The following is a 19,309-nucleotide window of genomic DNA, read 5'->3' on the forward strand; positions in this document are numbered from 1 at the left end:
GTTATTTAGGTGCTTCTTCAGATGTATCAAATGAGAATGCCACAATGCTGGTGTTTATCTTTCCTTCCTCGTCCAGGCGTATGAGGGCTTCAAGTAATTCAATAGAGAAGAATGTTTTCGTCATTCCTATCGGTTTGAATACGTGTCTTTTACTTTCGGGAAGTTTGTTGATTTTTTCAGCCGATAAGAAAAACCGGGTGGTAGTGTTGGTTATTTTGGTGCTGTTTTCGGTATCGACGGCATCCACCAAGTTGTCTACTGCCAGTATATAACGATCGGATAAAACCCCTGTGCCGGCGCAGGTTAACTTGGAGGGATAGACTTCGACCCCGTAAGGGTCAAAGCTCATTATTAATTCGGCTATCTCCTTGGTAACATTAAAAGCACCCCCTCTGATTAAGTCCAACGCTTCAATATCGAGGATGTCAGTGTCCTGCCATACAATCTCATTCAGACAACTTGTTGGGATAAAATCATTGTCATCATAAAGTGACGAGCGAATATCGACCGCACTAAATAATGATTCCCCTTCATTCATGTCTTCGTTTATATAGGCTACTTGCATTCTCAATTCTCTACATTTTTCTCTGGGGCAAAAAAGCCACCTCGTGAGGTGGCTTGGGGAGTATAAACCGGCGTTAGCCCATACGTTTAAGCTTTTCCTTCAACTCTGGGATGGCGCGGGTAAAACCGTCGATATGGTCGGTCAGGCGTGACAGCAGTTTACGCTTACGCTCTTGGTTACGCCGACCATAAAGTAGGGTCCAAACCAGCAGTACTGCACTGACCATGATAAACACCACCAGGGTCAGGTTGTGTCTAAAGAAGGAGGTACTGTAGATGGGATCCAGCAGCGGGAAGTAGAGCATATCGAACAGCGGATACCAGATATGATCCGGGCCCCAGAAGTTGAAGACCAAGGCGGCAATCGCCAACAAGATCCAGGTGCCTGCGCCGTTGAGCTTGCCGTATTGCTGGAAAGATGTGTTGTTATAACGTTTGCTCTTGGTCAGGTTATAGGCGTACTCACGGTTATAGTCATCAACGCCCAATTTGGCCCTTGAGCTGGCGTAAATCATCCAATCGCCCACATCCAGATCCCCCAACAGATCTTCGCCGAAGCGCATCTCCCGCACTTCACCATCGGCCAGTTGCAGCAAGACTTCGCCATCAACGTTGGAGCTGCGGCTGCGATGGCTGCTGGTTTCAGTGTCTGTGGTGCTGTGGGAGAATCTGTTACCCACATAATGGTCTGTGGTGGTGGTTTTAGTGGTGGTGACCGTGAAGTCATCGACACTGGCGCTGGCACTTCTGTCGAGCACTTTGCCCATGATACAGGAGACGCTGACTTCACCCTTTTCATCGCCAGCCAAGACATGCTTGTGCAGATAGGGCTCACGGTAACTCAGGCTGTATTGCCGCATCATGGCCTCTTCCTCATCGCGGACGCTGAGGCTGTTGGCGGCCGTTGCCGGTGCCTGCTGCTGCGAGCTGCCGCACTGAACACAGTAGCCGTGCTCGCCGTCGATGCGACTCTGGCATTTGAAGCAGAAAATATCCGAGTCTTTTCTCGGCCGCTGGGCGATATGGTAGCCCAGCACTTCTTGGGTGACAGACAACAGGCGTTTCATCGCCAGTTGCAGCGCCTCGTAGCGGCGCAGTTCCCTGGTGTGTTTCTTCTGGTTGCGCTGACGCTCCAGAATGAAACATACCACAGACAGAACCACGGCCACCCCGATAGCGATTTCTGTGGGTTGCTTGGCACCAAAGTACAGCAACAAGGCGCTGGCAATCCCCAGCAGCAGCCACCAGAAGGCGCTGGATTGGCTACCCGGCTCATAGTCGGGCACTATGGTGGAGCGTTGACCGTCGGCTTCATGACTGATAGCGGCCGGAGCCATATGGTTATGGCTGACCAGGCGTTTGGCGTCTTTACCTTCGATGCGGTAATTCAGGGTGTAGTCTGTCGGATAAAACAAGGTCAGCACATCGCCGCGGCGAAGCTGGTCGTAGAACTTGTTCTCAGCGTTGACACTGACCCGCTCTATGTTGCCGTCCTTGTCTTCCAGCTCAAGCCACCAGTAGCTGTAGGTGAGGTTATTGCCACTGTCTACCCGGCGCCGCTTGTAGAGGAAACTGGAGTTGACCCGGCCGGTGAAGGTCCTGGCGCCGGAATAGTGGGGTTTGAGATCTTTTAGGATCTCAGGGGCGACATCCTTAATATTCTTCAGTTTGGGCTGCTCAGGCAGGGACTCTCCGCAGTGACCGCAGAAGTTTTCCTTGGCATAAATGGGTTGATTGCAATGGTGCATTCAGTTTCCTTGTCAATTGGGTAAAAGACGGATTGTCAGTGTTTGTTCGCCGCCATTCAGGCTGTGCCATTTGCGGTAGGTCTGATAACCGGGGGCGCTTACCTGCACATCGTAGTTGCCCGGTTTAAGCCGGATCCCCGGGTGATACTTGGGGCCGATGTTCATGATCCTGATATTTGCGTTGTTCACATTGGTTTCGACCTTGAGGCGTGTCTCGGTCGGTGCCAGCTCGCTGGCCTTGAGTGGCGTTGGAGTGCTCTTGTGCAGCAAGTCTATCTTGGCCAGTGAATGCGCCAGTGGCGAGAAGGCCTGATAGATACCCGTGTGTTGCTCAAAGCTCAGCCCCAAAGGATGCAGCAGCGGCTGGGCGTGCAGTGTCCAGCGCAGGGCGTAGGCAAAGCCGATATTGCCGGACTGTTCCACCTTGGTGAGGAAGTAGTTCACCGGGCTGGTATCATCCTGGGTGTAGCGGTTTTGCACCAAAAGCACCGGCAAGGTCAGCAGCAACAGGGGTGGCAACAGCTTAGCGGTCAATGCCAGCCAGCGGCGTTTGCCGGACTTGGCACTTTCATTGGCATTCTCATCTATGCCGATACTGTCTTCGCTGGCATTTGCTTGACTCGTGCCGGGCCGGAACAGCTGCAGCGTCTTCAGCGGCAGTTTGATAAAGGTCATACAGATCAAAAACAGGCTGAGTGACATGGAGATGGGCGGAATAATCACAGATCGCAGCGCCTGCTTGCCTTGCTCGGCATAGCGTCCGCCATCGGCAAATTCACGTTCCGACTCGGCCAGCATCTGCAGGTAACTCTGGGTACGCTTCTGGATGTTGGGATCCAGCACATGGCGTTTGAAGTTGGCCTGGTTCCAGTCGGCGCGGACGTTCGGCACATAGAGATCGCCCATGCGAGCGGCTATCTTGCGTTGGATCTGCGGATGCAACTGGAAGGCGTTCCAACTTAAATTGATGGGCAAGTCCAAACCGCGTTTACGCATCTCGCTCTGCCAGCGGGCATCGGCTTCGGCCTTAACCGTCTTGGCCACGCTTTGACTAAACAGCGGACGATTGCTGATATGCCAGCTGTCCGGCAGTTTCAGCCCCTTGGCCTTGAGGGCCCGGCGCAGTTTCACCTGAGTCACAGGATGCACCCTGAAGTCGGCCAGTGACGCTATGTTGAACGGATAGCCGGTTTCCTTTTCAAACATCGCCTGGAACTTGGGATGGGCCAAGAACAGGCGCTGGTAATGATCCGGATCGTCTGTGTACTTGTAGCGCTTGTCCTTAAGACCGCCATCGCCACCTGTAGCCAGGCTCAGCGCCTGCATGGCGGTGCCGACACCGGCGGTCATCACTCCGAACAGGGCGCTGGACAACAGGTTTTCGCCTGCGCTGATGTCTTCGACTATCAACCAGTAGTTGGGATCTATGTAGCCGAGCCCTGCCTTGGAGATCATTGTCTTGTAGCGGGCGTTTTCCCGTTCTATACATTGATAGCGACGTTCTTTCTGGGACGACTTCTTGTAGCGTTCCTGGCAGCGGTTGGTATCTTCATGGTAGGCGAAGATCTTGGGGCCATATTCCTGGGCCCTGGCACCGGCCTTGGCCACATGGGCCTTTTGCGCCTGTCGATACTTGCCCCATCCCTGATTGACCTCCTGCTCTATGTTCTGCCAGTAACCCATCTCCCGCTCCGGGATCCCGGCCAGGGTCTGGTTGTAGCGGTTGGAGCCTTCGGCATAACTGCGATAGCTGGCCGACAGTTCATCATAGAGTTGACCAAAGTCGTGATAGTGCTGGTCAAAGTCGCGATAGGCCCGCTTTTGCACGAAGTTGTGAATGATCTTCTGCTTGTAATCATCCAGGTTGTCGGTGAGGTTGTGGTCGGCATAGGCCAGGCCGCCGAACAGGGCCAGAAAGGTCAGGTTTTCAGAGCTGTGCAGCTCTTTGGGGTCGTAGTTGAGACCTTCGACTTCGACCGCGTTAACCGCCAGGGCATCACGCAGCGCCGCGCTGTAGGCCGCGTATTGACGCTGCTCCGGGGTAGAGGGTTCAATCAGCCATTGTTCTATCAGGTATTTTTGACCGAAAAACACGCTGGGCCAGACGCACAAGGTGAGCAGCAACAGGGTCAGGCTGCCTCTCAGGCCGGTTTTGAACAGCCGCGCCGGCAAGAGATCGGCCAGCAGCAGGGTCACACCTATCCCGGAAATGGTGCGGCCGTAAATCTCCAGGTGTTCGAGTTGCTCGGGCTTGGGTGTGCCCAAGCCCACCAAAGAAACCAGTTGGGCGTTGAAGATGGCCTCTGGGATCAGATAGGCGGCGCTCAGCAGCAGGAAAAAGACCCGCCAGGACAGTTTTTTCATCCTTGGTTCCTCACTGCTGCTCGCTGCGGCGCAGCTCTATTTTCACTGCGTCATCTGCGGTGAGGTCTACTTGGGTCTGGTTTTCTCTGGGGCCGGCCTGGGTTTTCATGATCACAGGAACAAAGCCGTCGCCAGACTCGGACTGGGACGCCTTGCCTTTATTGGCCACAGCGCCTGTCTTGAAGGACTTCAGTTTGCCATCCACCGCCGGATACAGGCCGTTGGGCCAGTAGGTTTCCAGCAAAGAGAGCTTGGAGAGATCCAGGTCCTTGGGCAGCGTGGCCAGCTTGCGGGTCAGCTCAGTGCTGCCTTGATAAGGCAGCATGGGCGGCAGGGCGAAGCGGCTGCAAAAGCCATAGAGACTGTCGTCGATAATCACAGAGTCGGGCAGTTGACTGCGCTTGAGTCCCAGCAGGCTCTGTTCGTGGTAATCATGACCATTGATGGTATAGCTGGCCACAGGAATGCCGCGGTTATGGGCCACCGATTTGAACCCAGAGGCGTTTTGCCGATAGTGGCGTATGTCCAGGGCGATACCGAAGTTGGACTTGAGCGCCTTTTTCAGCTTATTGAGTCCGGCCGAGGAGTCATAACGCTTTTCCCGGTAGCGGCGGTTGGCGTAACCCTGAATATCCTCGAGCATGGATTGATTACGCAAAAAGATGGGGTCTTGACCTGCGCCGCGTTTCATATCGGCCGCCAGTTTGTTCATCGAGGCCTTGGCCGGGCTCTGGATAAAGGACAGGAATACAGCGTCGTTTATCTGCCTCATTTTTTTGAGGTTTTCCAGCTCCAGACTGCTGTAGAAGTAGCGACCCTGGCCTATGATACTGAAGGCCAGATAGTCGAGCATCTCCAGATCCCGGCTGCCGGCACGACTCTTGATCTCAATATTCAGCTTCTGTCCGCTATGGGCATAGCGACTGAACACCTGCGCCAGTTGGCGAAAGTTGGGCGGTACCGTATCTGTGAGTGCGCCGGTTTGCATGTCCCGCTGGCGCAGATAGCCCCACTCTTTCTCATAGCGAATCGACTCTATCTTGCGGCGCTTATTGTCTATGGTGCCGGTTTCACGTCCGGTACGGCCATCGTGATGAATGACCCAGACATCATCCCGGGTCAGGCGCACATCGATTTCAATCACATCGAACTGGTTATCCAGGGCATCTATGACGGCTTCCAGCGAGTTTTCCGGAAAACGTATCGAGCCTCTGTGGGCCTGAAGCTCCAGGTTGCTGCACTGCCTGGCCCCCAGATAATTGATGTTATCCAGTGGTGACAAAGTAAAGCCTCTGGCGTTGAAGGCTTGTTCCAATGCCAGTTTCTGCGGATCCACGGGTTGAGGTTCTGGGGCGGATGGAGTGCTTTTACAGCCGCCAAGCAGGCCGAAACAGCAAAATATCAGGACGAAAAAGAGACGCACAGGGGTTCCTTGGTGCTCTATAAGTATTTATAAATTAAGGGTATTAAAATTAATTATTTACTCTCGGTCAACCTGTAATGCCAATGTTTAACAAGTTTTACTTGTGCTGTCTCAAAACTGAACATTGGCTGACTTTTAATTGGTCAAATCATCCGCTTTTTTGCGGACGCAGAACCTGGGATGCGCGTTTTACTCACAACTTGCTTGAGGTATGCTTGAAGCACAATTGTGAATAACCAAGGAAACTAGGTGAACCGACTGATACTCTGCCTGCTTTGCAGTTTGGCTCTGAGCCCTGTCGCCCAGGCCAAGTCGCCCGACAAAGCAGTCAACAAGGGGGGCAACAAAAGCGTCAGTGCCAGGCCGGCTATGCGCATAGTGGCGCTTTCTCCCCATGCGGTGGAGATGCTGTTTGCCATAGGCGCGGGTGAACAGATAGTGGCCACCACAGACTATGCTGATTTCCCCGAGGCCGCCAAGGCCATTCCCCGTATAGGCGGTTACTACGGCATACAGATAGAAAGAGTGATAGAGCTGAATCCGGATCTGGTGGTGGTCTGGGACACGGGTAACCGCAGCGAAGATATAGAACAGCTGACCAAGCTTGGGTATCGCATTTACGGCAGTGACCCCAAGACCTTGGAAGGCATTGCCGAAGAGCTGGAACAGCTAGGGCGTCTCACCGGTCACAGACAGCAGGCCGGGGAAGTGGCTGCCGACTACCGGCAGCAATTGGCAAATTTGCGCCGGGACAATGCCACCAAGCCGGAGATCAAGGTGTTCTATCAACTCTGGTCCGAGCCTTTGATGACAGTGGCCCAGGACAGTTGGATCCAGCAGTTGTTGGAAGTCTGCCATGGCAACAACGTCTTCAAGGACAGCAGCTCTCCCTATCCCCAGGTAAGCATGGAAAATGTGCTTCTCAGTCAACCCGAGGTGATCATCAAGACAGATGAAAAGGGCGATGGCAAGCGGTTGGATTGGAGCCAATGGCAGGAGATCCCTGCGGTGAAAATGGAACAAATCTACACACTTAACGCCGATATTCTGCACCGGGCGACCCCAAGGGCGCTGGAAGGTGTTGAGGCTATCTGCAAGGTGCTCGACAAGGCCCGCGAAGGGCAGCGGCTATGACAATCATCATCCCGGCTTCGGCGCCAGTCTGGTAATCCTGCTGCAGGCGTTTTAAGCCCCCCTCTATTTATTCTTCTGTTACTAAGTGTCCGCCAGGCGGACACTTTTGCAAAAAGCGGACAGTATCTGCTTGTCCGCGGACACAAATAAAATCTTCACTGCTTTCCAACCAATTGATAACTATGACTATCTAAACTTGGCACAAGCTTTGTAAACCTAGTTGCAACAAGATGGTCACAAGCTCAATTGAGGAACAAACGGGATGATTAAGGATACCAGCGGACAAGACAAGCAAGTGGCGCCGAGTTTAGCGCGTCGCCTCAAGTGGCCGGCTACCCTGGGCGCAGCAGTATTGTTGCTGTCGGGCCTGGTGTGGGCCAGTGTCAGTGGCAGCGGTGTCAGTGAATCCATAGATCGCAGTGAGCTGCGCTTCGCCACTCTGGAGCGCGGCACTCTAACCCGGGATATCGCCACTACAGGCAAGATAGTCGCCGCCAACGCACCAATCCTCTACAGCCCGGAAGGCGGCACTGTGACTCTGATAGCCAATCCAGGGGACAGGGTCGAGCAGGGCCAGGTGGTCGCGACCATAGAAAGCCACAGCCTGACCAACAGCCTCAAGCAGCAGCAGGCCCTGCTCGACGGGATGAAGAGTGCCCTGGAACGGGCCAAGTTGGACGCCAGACGTAATCAACTCAAGGCGAATCAGACACTGGATATGGCCAAGGTGGATCTGGAGGCCGCAGACAGGGAGAGCCGCCGCGGCGATCAACTGATCGAAACCAGCCTGATCTCCAAGATAGATTACGAGAAGAGCAAGGATGAGTTGCACAAGGCCAAGCTGCAGTATGCCCATGCCCAGCAGGAAGCCGCACTGATGAAAGACACCTTGACCTTTGAGCTGCAAAACAAGGCGGCCGAGGTCAATCGTCAGGCACTGGTGGTAGCCGAGTTGGAACGTCAGGTGGCAGCACTGAACATCACAGCCCCTGTTGGCGGCATCATAGGTAACTGGCTGACGGAACAAAAAGCCCGTATCGCCCAGAGCCAGCCGATCCTGACCGTAGTGGACTTGAGTGCCTTCGAGGCTGAGTTGGCAGTGCCGGAAACCTACGCCGATGAACTGGGGCTGGGGATGGATGTGGAACTCAACTTCGGCGGCGTGATGGTGATGGGCAAGTTGGCCTCCATCTCCCCCGAAGTACGTAACCGCGAAGTCTCTACCCGGGTCCGGTTCCAGCAGGATACCGCTTTGCACCTGAGGCAGAATCAGCGCCTGTCGGCCAGGGTCTTGTTGGAAAACCGTGCCGATGTACTGATGGTCAAGCGCGGCGCCTTCGTGAACAGTGGCGGTGGCCGCCTGGTGTACCGTCTCCAGGGGGATATTGCCGAGCGCACCGAGATCAAACTCGGTGCCCGTAGCATGAGCCATATCGAGGTGCTGGAAGGCGGCGAGGTGGGAGATCAATGGGTGATTTCCAATATCGATCTGTTCAATGACGCCGAGCAAGTGCTGGTTCGCTGAGGAGAGAAGAATGAAAACCGAAAGCTTCAACACCGAACGTCTGGTGGCGGCCCTGGCTCTTATGCTGTTGCTGGTGGCGACTCTGGTCTATACCCGAGATACCTCGGACTGGTTCCTGCTGGGACTCAATCTTATCGAAGCCACCACAGTCAACTCTGTGTCGGCCGAGCCGGGGCAAGTTACCGATGTCAGCCATACCGCGATGGCGCCGGGCCAGTGGCTTGGGCAATGCCTGTCTGCCCTGACGAAACTAAAATAACTCACCGAATAACGCAAAAATAAGGAACTAAAACCATGTTAACCATGAAAAATATCAACAAGGTGTTCAAAACGGATTTAGTGGAAACCCATGCGTTACGGGATTTCAATCTGTCGGTGCAAGAGGGGGAATTTGTTGCCGTGACCGGACCGTCGGGCTCGGGTAAAACCACCTTTCTCAATATCGCCGGTCTGCTCGAAGGCTTTACCCATGGCGAGTATTTTCTCGATGATGTCAATATCTCCAACCTGAGTGACAACAAGGCTGCGGCCATTCGTAATGAGAAAATTGGCTTTATCTTTCAGGGTTTTAATCTTATCCCTGACTTGAATCTGGCGGAGAATGTTGAAGTACCACTGCGTTATCGCGGCTTTGGTGCCAAGGAGCGCCAGAAGCGGGTGAAGCAGGCGCTGGAGCAGGTGGGCCTGGGGGCGAGAATGAAGCATCTGCCCTCACAACTCTCGGGTGGTCAGCAGCAGCGGGTGGCCATCGCCCGCGCCTTGGCCGGGGAGCCGAGATTCCTGCTCGCCGACGAACCTACGGGTAACCTGGACAGCCTGATGGCCCGCCAGGTGATGGAACTGCTGGAAGAGATCAACAAGGCCGGCACGACCATCATCATGGTGACCCATGACCCGGAGCTGGCCCGCCGCGCCCAGCGCAATATCCAGATAGTGGATGGCCAGGTGTGTGACTTCAGCCGCTATCAAACCGAACAGGCGCCGCAGCTGGATGTGGCCGAACAAGTGGCCAGCTAAGGAGCGCGAGCATGTTTATTTACTATGTTGACCTGGCCTGGCGCAGCATCAAAAAGACGCCGATATTGTCGCTGTTGATGGTGTTGGCCATCTCAGTGGGGATAGGGATCACCATCACCACGCTGAACGTGTACAGCATGATGTCATTCAACCCGGCCGGGGATCGCGCCGAGCAACTCAACACAGTGCAGCTGTGGAGCCAGGGACCCGATTCCTGGGATGAGTTTCACTCGCTGATCACTTTTCAGGATGCCATGAATCTGCGTAAGGGGGATCTTCCCAAATCGCAGGCCGCCATGTTCCGCAGTGGTATGGCGGTGCAAACGGATGACCCTGAAGTTCTACCCATGTTGCAGGGCGTCAGGGTGACAGACCGCGGCTTCTTCCCGCTGTTCGAAGTGCCTTTTCTCTATGGCAACGTTTGGGACAAATCAGTGGACGAGCAAGCGGCCTATCAAGTGGTTATCGGCAGAAAGCTGAACCAGAAGCTGTTTGGCGGCGAGAACAGCGTTGGCAAGACGGTCTATCTCAACCGCAAACCCTTTCAGGTGGTGGGCGTGATAGCCGACTGGAATCCTCAGCCCAAGTATTACGATCCTACCAGCGGCGCCTTTGCCAGTGCCGAGCAGGTGTATATTCCGTTTTCGCTGGCCGCCCATGAAGAGTTTCCGATTTGGGGGAATGTCTCAGGTTGGAAGTATGAGCGTCTGGACAACTATCAGGACAGACTGGTTTCAGAGAAAGTTTGGCTCGAGTACTGGGTCGATCTGCCAAGCGCAGAAGACAGAGCCGCCTATAAGAACTTCCTCGCTCAGTATGTCGAGCAGCAAAAAGAACTGGGGCGCTTCACCGATGGCAAGTCTCCCTCTGAGTCGGCGCAGCTGTCCGATGTAGACGCCTGGCTGGAGAAAAATCATGTAGTGCCCGAGGACAATAAGATTCTGGTGGGGCTGAGCATACTGTTTCTCAGTGTTTGCCTGGTCAATATTCTGGGATTGATGCTGACCAAGTTCCTTAAGCGAGCTCCCGAGGTTGGCGTGCGCCGCGCCATTGGGGCCAGCCGCGGGCAGATCTTCTCTCAATACATGGTCGAGGTGGGCGTGATCGGGCTGCTGGGTGGTTTTCTCGGTCTCGCCTGGGCCTGGGGAGCACTCTATAGCTTGTCGGCGCGCTTCGGGGTTGCCGAAGGGCTGACGCACCTGTCTTTGAGTATGTGGTTTATCACCCCCGGGATAGCGGTAGGAACCGCCATGTTGGCGGGTCTTTATCCGGCTTGGGTTGTGTGCCGCACTAAACCAAGCGTTTACCTCAAGAGCCAGTAAGGGATTGACTATGCTAAATATTAAACCGGTTTTCAGCAGCCTGATGCGCAGCAAGAGCGGCCCGATACTACTGCTGATGCAGATCATCTTATCGGTGGCCATAGTCGCCAATGCCAGCTTTATTATCCATGAACGTTTGACCATGATGCAGCGTGATTCCGGGATTGCCGAGCAGGAGATCCTGGCCTTTACCGTCTACAACTTCGACCCCAATATAGATACCAGGCTGCAGAACAAGGTCGACCAGCAGATCCTCCGCCGCCTGCCCAATGTTGTCACGGCGACGTCCACCAATATGTTGCCGCTCAGTGGCAGTGGCTGGTCCACCACGCTGAATCTGGGGCCGGATCCGGAAACGTCCAAGACGACGCCTCAGCTTGCCATGTACCTGGGGACAGAGCACACCCTGGAAGCCTTGGGGGTCAAGTTGGTGGATGGGCGTAACTTCTACGCCAACGAGATCAATGATGATGTTAACGGCAGCAATAAGCTGGTGATCATCAGCAAGGCGCTGGCCGATGAGGTTTGGCCCAGCGAGTCCGCCGTGGGCAAGACCCTCTGGGCCGACAGGGACGAGAATGTCACAGTGATAGGTGTGGTCGACAAACTGCAGGGTGCCTGGGTGGACAGCAAAGATCTCGAGTACAGCCTGATCCAGAACGTCGATTACACCGGGCATTTCTACATGGTGCGGGCGCCGAGCGAGCATCACAAGGCGTTGAAAGAGCAGATCCTCGAGGCCTTGATGAAGGAAAACCCCAATCGGGTGATCGATGATTTCCAATCTATCCAGGAAGTAAAGCAAAGCTCCTATCGTGACCACGAGCTCATGGTCAGCGTGCTGTCCATGATGGTGATTTTGCTGCTGCTGATCACCAGTTTGGGCCTGACCGGTATGGTGATGTTCAACATTCAGCGCCGCACCAAACAGATTGGCACCCGGCGGGCCTTGGGGGCCACCAAGGCCGATATCCTGAGTCTGTTTCTGACGGAAAACTACCTTATCTGTATCGCCGGAGGGCTGTTGGGGGCTTGTCTTGCCGTGGTGTTGGGGCAACAACTGATGCAGCACTATGACCTGCCACAGCTCGACCTGATCTATCCGCTGCTAACAGTGGTGGGCATGTTGCTGGTGACGACAGTGGCTGTGGTCTTGCCTGCCCGCAGGGCGGCGAATATCTCACCGGCAATGGCGACCCGCAGCGTCTGATCTGCCTGCCGCCCATTCGAGTCGACGGCATGGCTCATGCAGTTTGGCTCGCGTTGGCGGCAGCTTTAGGGTAGTTTTACCCATAATTTTTACAACAGATATAACAGGATGTAACAAGCAGGCATGATGGATACTGTACTCGTTGTCGATGACAATCAGGCCGTATGTCAGGCGTTGTCGCTGATGTTGGAAATTGCCGGATACCGGCCGCTCAGTTGTCAGAGCCCTCAGGAGGCACTGTACTTTATCGAGCAAGAAGAGGTCAGCCTGGTGATCCAGGATATGAATTTCAGCCGCGACACCACCTCGGGGGAGGAAGGGCGGGAACTGTTTCACGCCTTGCGCAGTCGTCAGCCGCAACTGCCAATCATCTTGCTCACCGCCTGGACCGAGCTGGAAATGGCAGTGGAATTGATGAAGGCCGGGGCCGCCGATTATCTGGCCAAGCCCTGGGATGACAACAAGTTGCTCAACAGTGTCGCCAACCTGATTTCCCTCTACAAGCTGCAACAGGATAACCAGCAGTTGCAGCAGCGTGAGCAGCAACGTCAGGCGGCATTCGAAGGCGCCGATCTCTGTGGTTTGGTATTTGCCAGCGCTGCCATGGAGCGCTGTGTTGATCTGGCGTTGCAACTGGCACGCTCGGATGTCTCTGTGCTGATCACAGGTCCCAACGGCGCTGGCAAGGATAAGCTGGCGGACATACTGCACGCCAATTCGCCACTGAAACACAAGCCACTCATCAAGGTCAATGTCGGCGCCTTGCCGATGGAGCTGATGGAGGCCGAGTTGTTTGGCGCCGAGGCCGGTGCATTTACCGGCGCCACCAAGGCCCGTATCGGCCGTTTCGAAGCGGCAGATGGAGGTACCCTGTTTCTGGATGAGATAGGCAACCTGCCGCTGTCCGGGCAGATAAAACTGCTGCGGGTATTGCAGACCGGCGAGTTTGAACGCCTGGGCAGCCACCAGACCCGTAAGGTCAAGGTCAGGCTGCTGAGTGCCACCAACGCCGATCTACGCCAGGACATTATCGAAGGCCGTTTTCGCGAGGATCTTTTCTATCGCCTCAATGTGGTGGAACTGGCATTGCCGCCATTGGCGCAGCGCAAAGATGACATCTTGCCGCTGGTGGAGCACTTTTGTGCCGACGCGGCCGCGGCCTTGAACAAGAGCTCGGCGCTGAGCAAGAGCCTTACGTTGGACAAGAGTGCCAAAGAGGCACTGCTGGCCCACGACTGGCCCGGCAATGTACGCGAGCTGGAAAACGCCTGTAAACGCGCTGTTTTGCTGAGTCGCGGCGAGTCTTTGAGCTGCAGTGATTTCGGTTTGGCAGCGGGAACCGCCTCGAAAACTATCTTGGATTCAAGTGTCGGCCAAGCTCCAGAGAACCAAGGCCAACAAGCCGGGGCAGAGGAGCCGGGCAAGGCGGAAATAGAAGCGGCGCTGGCCGAGCACGGCGGCGTTATCGCCAGGGTTGCCAAGTCATTTGGCATCAGCCGTCAGGCGCTCTATCGGCGGATGGAGAAGTTTGGTATCGACGGCAAGAGGCAGGCATGACAGGAGGACTCAGTCTAAGACACAGGCTGCTGCTGGGCATGCTGCTGAGCACCTTGCTGGGTTTGCTGCTCGGGTGGGGTTGTCTGTTGTGGTTGGGGCCTGAATGGTTATGGCTGGCGGTGGTGGCAGGATTGCTGGCAGCTCTGGGCATAGGGCTTAGGTTGACCCGAACCCTGGGTGACAGCCTGGCGGGGCTGGAAATCGGCATGCTTAACCTGATTGATCGAGATTTTAGTGTCTCGTTGCCGGACAGCGGCATCAATGAGCTGGATAGACTGGCTCAACTGTTCAACGAGGCGTCGGCCCGGCTCAGGCAGGAGCGGCAGCATATTTACCAGCGGGAATTGCTGCTGGATAAGGTCATTCAAAACTCGCCCAATATCATGCTGCTGTGCGATAGCGTGGGTCATATCATTTATGCCAACGACGCCGCCAAACATCTGTTCAATGCCAGGAAAGGCCTGGAAGGAAGCAGCCTTTCTGAGCTCAAAGCCAAGGTGAGCGAAGAGATGCGCCAAATGCTGGAGAGTGAGCGCGATGGCCTGTTCAATCTCGGCTTGCCGGAAGGCGAAAACCAGAGCTGGCACCTGAGTCGCGGCCAGTTCAACCTCAATGGTCAGCAGCATCAGTTGTTGCTGCTCAAGCAGATGACCCGTGAGCTCAACCGCCAGGAGGTGGCGGTGTGGAAGAAGGTGATCCGGGTAATCAGTCATGAACTCAATAACTCGCTGGCGCCTATTGCCTCCATGGTCAACTCGGGTCGGCGCTTGACCACAGAGAACCGAGATCCCAAGCTAAGCCTGATCTTCGATACCATAGAAAATCGCACCAATCATCTGGGGCAATTTATCGAGGGTTATGCCCGTTTTGCCAAGCTGCCCAGCCCCAGGAAACACGTTATTCCATGGGCCCGCTTGCTGCCTGAGTTGGCTGAGCATTACGCCTTTGTCTGCCGGGAGACCCCTACGCTGACTTTGCTGGCCGATGAGGTGCAGCTGGAGCAGGTGTTGCTGAATCTGCTCAAAAACGCCCATGAGTCCGGCTCGGCGCCTGAGGAGATTGAGCTGCAGATAGCCAGCCGCTCCGGTTGGCGCAGTGATGCTGCCGACCCGGTTGCCGGCGTCAGTATCTGCGTGATGGATCGCGGCAGTGGCATGTCAGCGGAGGTGTTGTCGCAGGCGCTGTTACCCTTCTATTCCACCAAGCCTCAGGGCAGTGGCCTGGGACTGGCGTTGTGCCGAGAGATTGCCGAGGCTCACGACGGTCGCCTCAGCCTGCAAAACCGTCAGGATGGTGGCTTGTTGGTTCAGCTGTGGTTACCGCAACAGTGAGTCATACTTTCGGGTGATTTTTAACGGATCTCGACTCAGCCGAAATAGCTATTTTTCAGGTAAATATGTCGCTGGCGGGTGACTCGGTTCCGGCGCTGCTGTTAATGTAATGCTCTTGTTAAAGGAATGGCCTTTTCAGGCAACAAAGGGAATTTTCGGGGACAATGCCGCACTCTGTCTTGTTATCCATGCGCTGTATCTTGTGCTTACTGATGCTGACACTTCCGTCTGCTCCGGCGTTGGCCGCAGCCGAGGCGGATGACATAGAGATCAGTGGCCTGGTCATAGACAGAACCCTGACCCGCTTTGGCAAGGATTTTGGTTTTTACTACTCGGGGTATTGGCGGGATTTGCCCTTTACCCAGGGATTCAATGTCACCCTTTACGAAACGGTTTTCCCTCAGGCCGGCACCTTGCTGACACTGGAGGTTAACGGTACCCGTATTTACCAAACCCATTTTGGCCGCAGAGCCAGTCCCATCAAGGAACGGGCCGAACAGGCGATTCTCTTGACCATAGATTATATCGCCTCGGTCAGAGCCCAATCCATGACAGGGGAATTGGGATCCAATTGGGATGGAATTTAGGAAGCAAGCACAATGACACTCAGGATGTTAATCGCGGCCGGCGCCTTGCTGGCTTTTGCGGGGCAGGCCACCGAACTGGTCTATACCCCAATCAACCCCAGTTTTGGCGGTAACCCTCTCAACGGTTCGTTTCTGCTGAGCAAGGCCCAGGCTCAAAATGACAATCAGGCCGCCGGCAATGAAAAGGACTTTGTTACCCGCTTCAAGGAGTCGCTGGAGCGTAACATTATCAACTCAATCACCCGCGGTGTGGCCGACGGCGAGATAACCGACGGTGTGTATGACACTGGGGACTACCGGGTCGAAGTCGCCTCCACAGGTAACGGCGTGATGTTGACCATTACCAACCTGCTTTCCGGAGAAGTCACTGTGATAGAGATGCCTATCTATGGAGGTAATCCATGAGGTGGCTGGCACTGGTTCCACTGTTACTGCTGGGGGGCTGCAGCCTGGTTCCCAAGCCTGATTTGAATATCAATGAGGCCCAGGTAAATCCCTTGAGTGAAACCATGAAGGCGCTGCAGTCGCGTCCCGGGCCGCGTTTTCCTATCCCGGTTGCGGTTTACTCTTTCCGGGATCAGACCGGGCAATATAAGCCCCAGGCCAATGTCAGTTCCTTCTCGACCGCAGTGACCCAAGGGGCCACTTCCATGCTGGTGCAGACTCTGCTGGATTCCAGGTGGTTTACCCCTGTGGAGCGGGAAGGGTTGCAGAACCTGCTGACCGAGCGCAAGATCTCAGGTAAGCAGCAGGGACGCAATAATGAAGTGCCGACCCTGACCAATGCCAGGCTGCTTCTGGAAGGCGGGATCATCAGCTATGAAACCAACGTGGAAACCGGCGGCAGCGGCGTGGAATACTACGGCATAGGCGCCTCCGAGCTGTACCGGGAAGATCAGGTGACCATTTATCTCAGGGCAGTGGATGTACACACAGGTAAGGTGCTGATGTCGGTCAATACCACCAAGCGGGTGTTCTCTCAGGAGATGCGTGCCGGTCTGTTTCGATACACCAGTTTGAACCGCCTGGCCGAGGCCGAAGTGGGCTTTACCACCAATGAGCCGGTACAGTTTTGTGTGTTGCAGGCGATAGAACTGGCGGTCTCCGAGCTTATCGATAAGGGGAGCCGCATGGGTTACTGGAGCGCCGAGGCCTCGGGCGACGACAACAGCCTGAGTCAGGGATAAACAGCTTGAGCGAGAGAGCAACAGCTTGAGCGATAGGTAAACCGTAGTTTGTTGATTTTCAAAAAGAAGGGCCCGCAATTGCGGGCCCTTTGTTTGACTAACTCCAGGGCGTTCATTTCAGCTGGTTCATTTCAGAAGGCCGATTTCAAGCGGCAGGTTTCCGGCTGCCATTAGGTTTTGACTCCAAATGGCTAGGCTGCCACACCGCGCCAGAACAGGCGAAAGCTGGCGTCTCTGGCCTCCCGGGTGGCCTTCTGAGGCTGGTTGCAGAAGAAGCGCGCCGCCGCCAGGAACTGGCTGTGGCAAGTCTCCAGCAACAGCTCTCTGGGTAGGTCAGCCAATACCCCTTGGTTGATGCCCTGCTCCAACAGTTCAGCGATAAAGCCGAGAATGCCATGCATTGCCTGCTGCCTGACCGCTTCACTGACACTGGGTGACATGGCGTATTGCACGAAGAAGCTCAGCTTCAGAGGCTGTGCCAGCGCCCAATCTAGCCCGGCCTGCCACAGCATTTCTGCCTGCCGCGGCAATTCAGTGGTGGTAGCCGGCGCCTTTGGCAAGCTTGCTGAAATGGCGTCGGCAAACTCTGTCTTTATGGCCAGAAACAGCTGGTCCATCAGGATTTCTTTACTGCTAAAGTGATGGAACAAGGTGCCTGTGGCCACGCCGGCGTGGCGGGCTATGCTGGCGGTCGAGGTGGCATAGAAACCTTGCTCGACAAACAGTTGCAATGCGCTGCCCAAGATCTGCTGCTTCTTGTCCTGTTTGCCGCTCAATGCCCGGGTTGCTTCGTTGCTGCGCTTCATCTGAAAAACACCTTCAGCAGCAGCTTCTGGATCCCCTTGCCGTAGGGCGGATGCACCAGTTTGCCGGTATTGAGTCGCCCCCGGGACAGCACAGTGCGGGCGTGGCTGAAGGTGCGAAACCCTTCCTGGCCGTGGTAGTGCCCCATGCCGGACGGACCTATGCCACCGAAGGGGGCATCGTCGGCGGCCACATGAAACACGGTTTCATTGATACAGACACCGCCAGAGTGGGTTTGGGACAATACCTTTTGCTGCACCTCTTTATCGAAACTCATCAGATACAGGGCCAAAGGTCTGGGGCGCGCCTTGATATAGTCGAGCGCCTGCCCCAGCTCTTGATAACTGACCAAGGGCAGCAAAGGGCCGAAGATCTCTTCCTGCATTAGTTTCATATCGTCGCTGACCTTGGTCAGCAGCAAGGTGGGCCATTTGCGCTGTTCGGCGCTGGGCAGTTTGCTGAGTGGTTGCTCGCGGTCGGCGGCAAATACCTGTGCCCCTTTGGCGGTGGCATCTTCCAGGAGGGCGACCAGCCTGGCAGCCTGACGCTCATTGAGTATCTGGCCATAGTCCGGGGTGTTGGCAAAGTCGGGGTAGAACTGCTGGAAGCGGCGCCGATAGGCGCTAATAAACTCGGCCTCTTTACCACTGGGGCAGAGAATATAGTCGGGGGCGACACAAATTTGCCCGGCGTTGAGGCACTTGCCGTAGATGAGGCGTTCTACCGCTGTCTCCATGGGCATGTCCCGGGCGATTAACACAGGGGACTTGCCTCCCAGCTCCAGGGTGACAGGGGTGAGATTATCGGCCGCCGCGCGCATTACATGGCGTCCTACCTGAGTCGAGCCGGTAAACAGCAGATGATCGAAGGGCAGGGCGGAGAAACTGGCGGCAATCTCGGCTTCCCCTTCAATCACACAGACCTCGGAGCCATCGAAGACTTCGGCCAGCAGGGTACGCAGGGCGGCATTGGTGTGGGGAGTAAATTCAGACAGCTTCAACATGGCGCGGTTACCGGCGGCAATGACTGTGGCCAGCGGACTCAAGGACAACATGATAGGGAAGTTCCACGGCACTATGATGCCCACCACGCCTTTGGGCTGATACTCCACCCTGACGCTGGCCGGGGCCAGCAATAATCCGGCATGGCGGCGACTGGGTTTCATCCAGCGTTTGAGATGCCTGAGGCTGTAGTTGATCTGGGTAACGACCGGCAGTATGTCGGAGATCAGGCTATCGTCGGTAGACCTGTGGCCATAGTCGCGACTGAGTGCATCCGTGAGGGCCTGTTGGTGTTTCAGCAAGGCTTGTTTCAACGCCTTGAGCTTGGCCTTGCGCTCGCCAAGACTTGGCATGGGGGCGGCACTGAAAGCCTGGCGCTGCACGGTGAATTTTTGCAGCAGCTGCTGATTCTCCACTGTGAGCGGCTCTGGGTTAACAAGCGACATTTTGCCTCCTTCGGCAGTCATTAAGCTGCTTTTAAAGTAACCGACTGATTAGTCGGTCTGATGTTAGTTCAGTCTGCGCCGGTTGGCAA

Annotated in this window: 17 protein-coding genes; 11 read left to right on the forward strand and 6 right to left on the reverse strand. The window is 55.4% G+C overall.

The genetic code is table 11. The features are described from left to right. Position 1: 1 nt before the first annotated feature. The 4 genes from HCX89_RS13915 to HCX89_RS13930 all read right to left on the reverse strand — a co-directional run bounded on the left by HCX89_RS13915 (position 2) and on the right by HCX89_RS13930 (position 6,012). The gene (locus tag HCX89_RS13915; RefSeq protein ID WP_208224392.1) at positions 2-565 is read right to left on the reverse strand and encodes a DUF1629 domain-containing protein; all 564 of its coding nucleotides are present in this window, start codon (positions 563-565) and stop codon (positions 2-4) included. Positions 566-638: 73 nt separating this feature from the next. Next, positions 639-2,312 (reverse strand): hypothetical protein, encoded by a 1,674-nt coding sequence (locus HCX89_RS13920; protein WP_071237371.1) that lies wholly within the window; start codon positions 2,310-2,312, stop codon positions 639-641. A gap of 12 nt (positions 2,313-2,324) precedes the next feature. Further along, complete coding sequence (locus HCX89_RS13925; RefSeq protein WP_071237370.1) at positions 2,325-4,676, reverse strand: PEGA domain-containing protein; 2,352 nt, start codon at positions 4,674-4,676, stop codon at positions 2,325-2,327. Positions 4,677-4,686: 10 nt separating this feature from the next. Further along, entirely contained in the window at positions 4,687-6,012 is a 1,326-nt protein-coding gene (locus HCX89_RS13930) for a glycerophosphodiester phosphodiesterase (RefSeq protein ID WP_254774470.1), read from the reverse strand. A 456-nt stretch (positions 6,013-6,468) separates the two neighbouring features. On the opposite strand from HCX89_RS13930, the gene HCX89_RS13935 reads away from it, so the two are divergent. The 11 genes from HCX89_RS13935 to HCX89_RS13985 all read left to right on the forward strand — a co-directional run bounded on the left by HCX89_RS13935 (position 6,469) and on the right by HCX89_RS13985 (position 16,969). Continuing rightward, on the forward strand, positions 6,469-7,233 hold the full coding sequence (locus tag HCX89_RS13935; RefSeq protein ID WP_082813104.1) for a cobalamin-binding protein: 765 nt from the start codon (positions 6,469-6,471) through the stop codon (positions 7,231-7,233). 262 nt (positions 7,234-7,495) lie between these two features. Continuing rightward, positions 7,496-8,758 (forward strand): efflux RND transporter periplasmic adaptor subunit, encoded by a 1,263-nt coding sequence (locus HCX89_RS13940; protein ID WP_025008866.1) that lies wholly within the window; start codon positions 7,496-7,498, stop codon positions 8,756-8,758. Between the two features lie 10 nt (positions 8,759-8,768). Continuing rightward, the gene (locus HCX89_RS13945) at positions 8,769-9,017 is read left to right on the forward strand and encodes a hypothetical protein (RefSeq protein WP_025008867.1); all 249 of its coding nucleotides are present in this window, start codon (positions 8,769-8,771) and stop codon (positions 9,015-9,017) included. 35 nt (positions 9,018-9,052) lie between these two features. Beyond that, a complete protein-coding gene (locus tag HCX89_RS13950; protein WP_028779504.1) occupies positions 9,053-9,775 on the forward strand; it encodes an ABC transporter ATP-binding protein in 723 nt (240 codons plus the stop codon). An 11-nt stretch (positions 9,776-9,786) separates the two neighbouring features. Further along, entirely contained in the window at positions 9,787-11,097 is a 1,311-nt protein-coding gene (locus HCX89_RS13955; RefSeq protein WP_025888626.1) for an ABC transporter permease, read from the forward strand. A 10-nt stretch (positions 11,098-11,107) separates the two neighbouring features. Next, positions 11,108-12,307 carry an ABC transporter permease gene (locus HCX89_RS13960; protein ID WP_167716448.1) on the forward strand — a complete coding sequence of 400 codons (1,200 nt, stop codon included), beginning with the start codon at positions 11,108-11,110 and terminating at the stop codon, positions 12,305-12,307. 126 nt (positions 12,308-12,433) lie between these two features. Further along, positions 12,434-13,864 (forward strand): sigma-54 dependent transcriptional regulator, encoded by a 1,431-nt coding sequence (locus HCX89_RS13965; protein ID WP_145839201.1) that lies wholly within the window; start codon positions 12,434-12,436, stop codon positions 13,862-13,864. After that, positions 13,861-15,195 (forward strand): PAS domain-containing sensor histidine kinase, encoded by a 1,335-nt coding sequence (locus HCX89_RS13970; RefSeq protein ID WP_167716450.1) that lies wholly within the window; start codon positions 13,861-13,863, stop codon positions 15,193-15,195. The genes HCX89_RS13965 and HCX89_RS13970 overlap by 4 nt, the downstream gene beginning before the upstream one ends. A 212-nt stretch (positions 15,196-15,407) precedes the next feature. Further along, entirely contained in the window at positions 15,408-15,782 is a 375-nt protein-coding gene (locus tag HCX89_RS13975) for a curli production assembly/transport protein CsgE (protein ID WP_223829002.1), read from the forward strand. Positions 15,783-15,794: 12 nt separating this feature from the next. Beyond that, entirely contained in the window at positions 15,795-16,187 is a 393-nt protein-coding gene (locus HCX89_RS13980) for a curli assembly protein CsgF (protein WP_025888631.1), read from the forward strand. Then, positions 16,184-16,969, forward strand: coding sequence for a CsgG/HfaB family protein (locus HCX89_RS13985; protein WP_025008874.1), 786 nt, complete (start codon positions 16,184-16,186; stop codon positions 16,967-16,969). The genes HCX89_RS13980 and HCX89_RS13985 overlap by 4 nt, the downstream gene beginning before the upstream one ends. A gap of 191 nt (positions 16,970-17,160) precedes the next feature. On the opposite strand, the gene HCX89_RS13990 is transcribed toward HCX89_RS13985, so the two are convergent. Then, entirely contained in the window at positions 17,161-17,775 is a 615-nt protein-coding gene (locus HCX89_RS13990) for a TetR/AcrR family transcriptional regulator (RefSeq protein ID WP_159352829.1), read from the reverse strand. After that, positions 17,772-19,220: a coniferyl aldehyde dehydrogenase gene (locus tag HCX89_RS13995; protein ID WP_167716452.1), complete on the reverse strand. Its 1,449-nt coding sequence runs from the start codon at positions 19,218-19,220 to the stop codon at positions 17,772-17,774. The genes HCX89_RS13990 and HCX89_RS13995 overlap by 4 nt, the downstream gene beginning before the upstream one ends. Positions 19,221-19,309: the final 89 nt, after the last annotated feature.

Source organism: Shewanella sp. Iso12 (assembly GCF_012030025.1).
GTDB lineage: Bacteria > Pseudomonadota > Gammaproteobacteria > Enterobacterales > Shewanellaceae > Shewanella > Shewanella algae.